Below are 6,310 nucleotides of genomic sequence, written 5' to 3'. Positions count from 1 at the left end.
TCGGGGCGGGACTACGAATTCATTATGAATTCTGGCCCGCTCCCTTTTTATTTCAATTATTTTCTTTGTCAGCAACTATTTATATAAAAACGCTACGAAGTATCTACTATTATTCTGTGCTTTCTTTGAAAACAAAGTAGTTAACTATTTGTAACATCATCAAAGCAAGTGCAGCAATAGAAATAATAATAAGATATGGTGTGCTGTTATATTCACCTTTTAAATTAACTAGAGGTGTCACAAGTCCCCCTAGCAATGACTGTAGTAACCCTAGCAAACTTGATGCACTACCCGATCCTGTCGTACGCTCATCCATCGCAATCGCGAAACCTAGTGTTGCAACCCCTGTAACTGGTGCAACAAGTACAATCAAACCTATGATTAAAATCCAAAATGACCAATGATTAGTTAATACGAAACCTACAATAATCACGCCTACAATTTGGATTACTGTCAGTATTCTTAATAATTGCTGTCTATCAACATAATCTACTAATTTTCCTGTTAATTGACTTGAGATAATTAGCGTAACACCAATCGATGCAAAGATAAGACTAAAAGCAAATGGTGACTGACCATATATTTTTTGAATAAGAAACGGTGATGCTGAAATATAGCTAAATAGCATGATGAAGGTTACGCCTTGTATCAGCATTGGCAATACATATTTTGGTGTAGCTAATAGCTTTCCAAAATTTTTAAAAATAACTTTAATGCCACTTGTCTCACGTTGCTCAATATGCAGTGATTCTGTAACTTTTAGGGCTGAACCTAACAGCATCAGTATGCCAAAAACAGTAAGTACAATAAAGACCGTTCGCCAAATAGACACACTTAAAATAATGCCACCAAGTGTTGGTGCGATAATCGGCGCGATGCCATTGACTAACATTAATAATGCTAGGAATTTGGTAAGTGCTTTACCACTATATAAATCACTCGCTATTGCTCGGGAAATGACAGCACTCGCACCCCCTGTTAGCCCTTGAACAAAGCGTAGTACTATCATCACCCATATATTACTGACAAAAATAATACTAAAGCTGGCTAGTGTAAAGATAAACATCGATACTACTAGTGGCATCTTTCTACCTATTGCGTCCGAAATAGGACCTACAAATAAATTGCCGAGCGCTAAACCAATCATAAATAAGGATAAGGTTAATTGTGAAATTGCTGTCGATGTATTAAAATCATGCTTAATTTCTGGTAACCCAGGCAAGAACATATCAATCGATAACGGCCCAATTGCCGTAAGTGCACCTAAAATAATAATAAATATTAATGATTGCTTATCACGTTGTTGTGATGACACCTAATCACACCTTTCTATAGTTAAGTTTCTCAATATAATTAAGATAAAACTAGGACAGAAACCTTTAATATTTAAAAGATTTCTGTCCTTTCACCGCGCTGTTAATCTACTTTAACTAATTTATAACCTAAGTCATCTTTGCTTTCTTCTAAAACATAATTTTTCACAACAGGTAATCCATTGAGTCCAAAACCTTGCACTTTAGCTTTAATCGTGTCGCCTGTTTGATCTACGCTTAAAATAATCGGTGACACGAGTCGTGCACTTGTGTTAGATGCAATACTTTTGCGTACTTTATCATAACTGCTAGACCCTTTTTTCAAAAATGAATGAACAAGTGAAAAATCGCTTTGAGCTATGGCTTGATTTAATGATAATGAATAACTGCTGAAAAAGCTACCTAGTTTATTTTTCAACGAGTTATCTTCTTTTTCCTTTTTCTCTATATAATCTGAAATATCATCATCATCAAATGACACTGTCACATCGGTATTATCCGTTAATTTATCTGCTTTGATTGACTTTGTCTCTGTTTCAAATGTCTTACCTTTAACTTTACCAGTTGCTGACACTGTAATATCTTTATTCTTCGGATAAGGGCCATATACTTTGGCGTTGCCATAATCCCAAGTTCTATCATTAATTTTTACTTTTAATGAACTGCGGCTTAATTGTTCTCCATTTTTAATCTTAACGTGAACTTTGGCTTCATTAAAATCTTCATTCACATCTACCGTATTGCTATTTGCATATTTAAAATCAAACTTCAAGTAGCCAGTAAACACACCGTTGTCGGTAATTTTTTTAGCGTCAATTGCATAATTTCCTGGTATAAATTTACCGATAGTGGTTTCTTTATCCGCTTCTGCAACGACTTTCTTATTGCGACCATCATCTTTAAATTCATACTTCGTATCTTCTTTAGGTTTAACCGTAACTTCTTTTGTTGGCGGCGTAAAACTCATATTATTGAAAATCAAATAACGTCGACCATTTTTGCTGACACGTAACACATTTTCCCCAGCACGTGTTTGTAAATAAGCAGCTACACGTGTCTCGCTTTTATTTAACTTTTCAACTGTTTCTCTTATATCAAAGATAAATTTTGTCATACCGACTTCCTTTTTAATGTATTTGATATAAGTTTGTGCTTCTGTTTCATCGACTTTATTATCTCGTGTAGTTAACATCGTAGCGACCTTTTGCGAATCATCATTATCAATCGCATTTATTAATATTTTCGCTTGTGCATCAGGAGAGTTAAAGTTTTTTAACAATACAAAGACGATAATTAACAATATGATAATAAACCCACCGATTGCCCACGGTACAATTTTCTTAAGCCGAATTGTTGCCTCGTTTGAAGCTTGATTTGAGTTATTTTCGCCATTATCGTTAATAGTTGCACCACAGTTTGGGCAATGATTGGTTTGTTCATTTTTTATTTCTTCACCACATTTAGGACACGTAGTCATATTGTTACCTCGTTTCTCTTTTCAGCATCATTTCACATACATGTTTTATTATGTAGTCATTCCATAGTATTGCACGTTTATAATCATAATCTTATATTTAATCAAATTGCTTGTTGAATTGTTTTATTCTTGAGTCAATGATGCACAACACGTTGAGTGCTTGTTCAATCTCGTTACTTGAAAAATCTTTGACCATGTCATTGGCAATTCGACTAAGTATATTTTTACTCTCATCAATATATTGCTGTCCTTTTGTTGATAATTTGATATATTTTAAGCGTTGATCAATATGACTATTGGGCTTTTCAAGACAAACCAGCTTAGCATCGATTAATTTTTTTATGCGTCGACTAACAGCAGCTTTATTTACGCCTTGTTTTTCTGTGATTTCAGTAATGGTCAATGCCTGATGATTGCTTAATAGTCTTAAAATATTAGACTGCTCCACTGAAATACCGTATTCATTTTGAATGTCTTTGAACAATTTAGCTGTAAGTGTGTTCACATCATCGATAAACTGTTTCATAAAATCAATATGACTTTTTGATATTGTACTCATGATACGCTCCTTGAATGTTCTATCTTTTGTCCGAATTAATAATGTATTCAAATAATTTTATCAATAATAGGGCTATAAAGAAACTTATTTATTTACAAAATTTCAACTTTATATTTGCGCAGTTATTTGAATTCCATTACATTAAATACATAATCTATATAATGAGGTTTACTTTATGTTAAGTATTAGTATAGCTTTTTTAACCTTTATATGTATCGTACCTACGCTCTTTAATAGTCAAACCTTTGTATCATTACGTCTCTATTTTATTTCTGTTATCTTAGCTTTTTCATTTGTACTAATAAATTTATGGCAACAAAGTTTTGTTTTATGTTATTTTTCTTTATTTATTGTACTGGTTACTGTGTTATTTGTTAAACATTTTTATCTTATAAAGCAGCAACAAGGTCGACAATTATTGCAAGAATTAATGAAATATATTTATCGCCTCTTATTATTTAGTTGCGCTTGTGCTTATATTAGCCTAATTCATGTACCCGTGTTCAACGGTTTATTTATATGGTTTAGTCTTATTGCTATCAGTACGCTAACAACATTTGCATTATATTTATGTTTCTCATCAGCTTTTGGCAGAATGACAAACCATTGTACTTTTGATGGCATTATTGTGTTAGGTGCAGGTATTTTTACTGAAGCTGTCACACCTTTGTTAGCTAGTCGTTTAAACCGAGCACTATCAATATACAATCAACAATCACACTGTACAATCATTGTCAGTGGCGGTCAAGGTAAAGATGAACCAATTTCTGAAGCATTAGCAATGAAACGCTATCTTCTTTCACACGGTGTACCGGAACAATCTATTATCATGGAAGCACATTCTACAAACACTGCTGAAAATTTTCTTTATAGTAAATCAATTATCGATGCAATGACACCTAAACCAAATAAGCTCCTTGTAGTAACAAGTCAATTTCATATACTTAGAGCTTTACGCTTTGCCCAGAAGTTTGGGCTACCGGTTCAAGGTATTGGAAGTTCAACACCCTGTCATTTATTAGCACGTTCGCTCATTCGAGATTTCCTTGGTTTGATGCATCAATATAAATTGTTGCTTACATTATACTTTGCATTATTGTTTATTAGCGCCATACTTTTGAACTTATAAAAATACAGAAGCAGATCATTTCTATGTAAATTTTAATAGAAATGATCTGCTTCAACATGTCAGAAACATTTATGCCCCAGCCTATTCAGACTAACCTGGTACAATTTGACCGTCATATAATTGAATTACTCTATCAGCATATGCAAATAAGCGTTCATCATGGGTTATCATTATTCCCATCATATGGTTACTTTTAATTTGTGTTTTAATCATATCAACAACTTGTACTGCACGCTTAGCATCTAAACTTGCTGTGGGTTCATCTGCTAAAATAATTTTCGGTTGATTCATAAAAGCACGCATAATGGCCACACGCTGCTTTTCTCCACCAGATAGCATATGAGGATAAGCATCCAGCCGATGCGCTAAGCCTATATCACTTAATAACGTACGTGCATGTTGTTGGGCATCATTATGAGATTGTCCTGCCTCCTTACCTACTAATGTCAATTGCTCTATGACACTTAAGTATGGTATTAAATAAGCTGCTTGAAAAATAAAGCCTATATCAGTTAACCTTAATGCACTATTATGACTTTGTGTCGAAAATAATGGTTTATCATTCACTTCAATTGTCCCCTCGGTTGGTGTTAACAAACCACCCAGCATTGTTAGCAATGTAGTTTTACCTGAACCAGAGGCGCCGTTCAAAATAACGAACTTACCATCAGCAATTTCAAAATCTATCCCTTTTAATACTTGTGTTTTTGCCTCACCTTGTCCAAATGTTTTACGAAGATTAGCTACCTTTAAAGTCATGATGCATTTCCTCCAATCGCTTCTATAGGATCCACTTTTAATACTTTTATCATTGATAATAACGCACCGATTAAAGCGACAAGGACAAAACCACCCAAAATCACTAAAATGTTAGTCAAATGAATATAAAACGGCATTGTTACTGGCATAACAAATGTTAAACTCCATATCAGACCAACCGCAATACTCACTCCAAATAAAGTAATCAACATAATTTGTCCTATGAGTGCTATAAGTAAATGACGTGTCTTAATACCAATGGCTTTTAATATACCAATTTGGGAAATCTTTTGAATCGTCATAACGTAAAAGAACGCACTTAGCACAATGGCAGTAATGACAAATAAACTCATGACCATTAAATTTAACGGTGCTTGTTCTGCCTGATAACTGGCTATATTTGCTTGCAATGTATCTGGTTTAACAAGCTCTAACTTAGAATCATCTGCAAGTTGTGAACGTTGTTCCTCATTTAAATCTTTCACTGGGAACACAGTCGCAGCTTGTTTATTCAGTTGTTCGAAACCTTCTTGAGTCATCCATAACATTGAGCTATGCGCATACATCGTATTCTCTAAAATACCTGTAACACGATAGTGAGTTGAATGACCTTTAAAATGGACCTTATCACCAATCTGTATGCCTTTAGCAGTCAATTTATTATTGATTGCTATATCGTGTGCTTTTTTAGGATAGGTCCCAGCTTGCAATTGTGGTTTAAATGTCTTATCAGTAGTAACCGTCATTACATCAAGTGAATCTTGATTAACAGTTAATACTTGTGGCTTTAAACGTGTCGGTTGTTGCTGTAATATTGTTCTTACTTTTGATGTGTCTTGAGCAGAAATATTAGATTTCTCCAACTGAGGCTGTGACATCTTTTGCATCACATAATGTTGTGCATGTTGTTGTTCAAAGAATGAAATATTTTCGCGTGCCAATCCTTGTGCCAGCCCTGTAATAAATAACACCATACTGGCCAACAAAATAATGATAAGCGTAATTAATATATAGCGAAATTTATAAAATGTAATTTCTCGCCAAGCAAGTTTCATCATCTGTCACTTCCATTT

6 protein-coding genes are annotated in these 6,310 nt (G+C 34.0%); 1 reads left to right on the top strand and 5 read right to left on the bottom strand.

What is annotated here, in order from left to right:
• Positions 1 to 109: 109 nt before the first annotated feature.
• From HMPREF2864_RS03010 to HMPREF2864_RS03000, 3 genes are all read right to left on the bottom strand, one after another.
• Positions 110 to 1,315 (bottom strand): putative multidrug effflux MFS transporter TcaB, encoded by a 1,206-nt coding sequence (locus HMPREF2864_RS03010; RefSeq protein WP_002478771.1) that lies wholly within the window; start codon positions 1,313 to 1,315, stop codon positions 110 to 112.
• Between the two features lie 101 nt (positions 1,316 to 1,416).
• Positions 1,417 to 2,790, bottom strand: a complete 1,374-nt coding sequence (locus HMPREF2864_RS03005; protein ID WP_070544995.1) for a membrane-associated protein TcaA — start codon at positions 2,788 to 2,790, stop codon at positions 1,417 to 1,419.
• A 97-nt stretch (positions 2,791 to 2,887) separates the two neighbouring features.
• Positions 2,888 to 3,349 carry a MarR family transcriptional regulator TcaR gene (locus HMPREF2864_RS03000; protein WP_070544994.1) on the bottom strand — a complete coding sequence of 154 codons (462 nt, stop codon included), beginning with the start codon at positions 3,347 to 3,349 and terminating at the stop codon, positions 2,888 to 2,890.
• A 175-nt stretch (positions 3,350 to 3,524) separates the two neighbouring features.
• On the opposite strand from HMPREF2864_RS03000, the gene HMPREF2864_RS02995 reads away from it, so the two are divergent.
• Positions 3,525 to 4,478 (top strand): YdcF family protein, encoded by a 954-nt coding sequence (locus HMPREF2864_RS02995; protein WP_002460176.1) that lies wholly within the window; start codon positions 3,525 to 3,527, stop codon positions 4,476 to 4,478.
• Positions 4,479 to 4,568: 90 nt separating this feature from the next.
• Here HMPREF2864_RS02995 and HMPREF2864_RS02990 read toward each other — a convergent pair whose 3' ends face one another.
• Positions 4,569 to 5,237, bottom strand: coding sequence for an ABC transporter ATP-binding protein (locus HMPREF2864_RS02990; RefSeq protein ID WP_070572106.1), 669 nt, complete (start codon positions 5,235 to 5,237; stop codon positions 4,569 to 4,571).
• Positions 5,234 to 6,292: an ABC transporter permease gene (locus HMPREF2864_RS02985; RefSeq protein WP_070544993.1), complete on the bottom strand. Its 1,059-nt coding sequence runs from the start codon at positions 6,290 to 6,292 to the stop codon at positions 5,234 to 5,236. The genes HMPREF2864_RS02990 and HMPREF2864_RS02985 overlap by 4 nt, the downstream gene beginning before the upstream one ends.
• Between the last annotated feature and the right edge of the window lie 18 nt (positions 6,293 to 6,310).

The organism is Staphylococcus sp. HMSC059F04, assembly GCF_001812565.1.
In the GTDB taxonomy this organism is placed as follows: domain Bacteria; phylum Bacillota; class Bacilli; order Staphylococcales; family Staphylococcaceae; genus Staphylococcus; species Staphylococcus lugdunensis.
The sequence above is the reverse complement of the archived record's forward strand: the minus strand, read 5'-3'. Positions and strand labels throughout refer to the sequence as shown.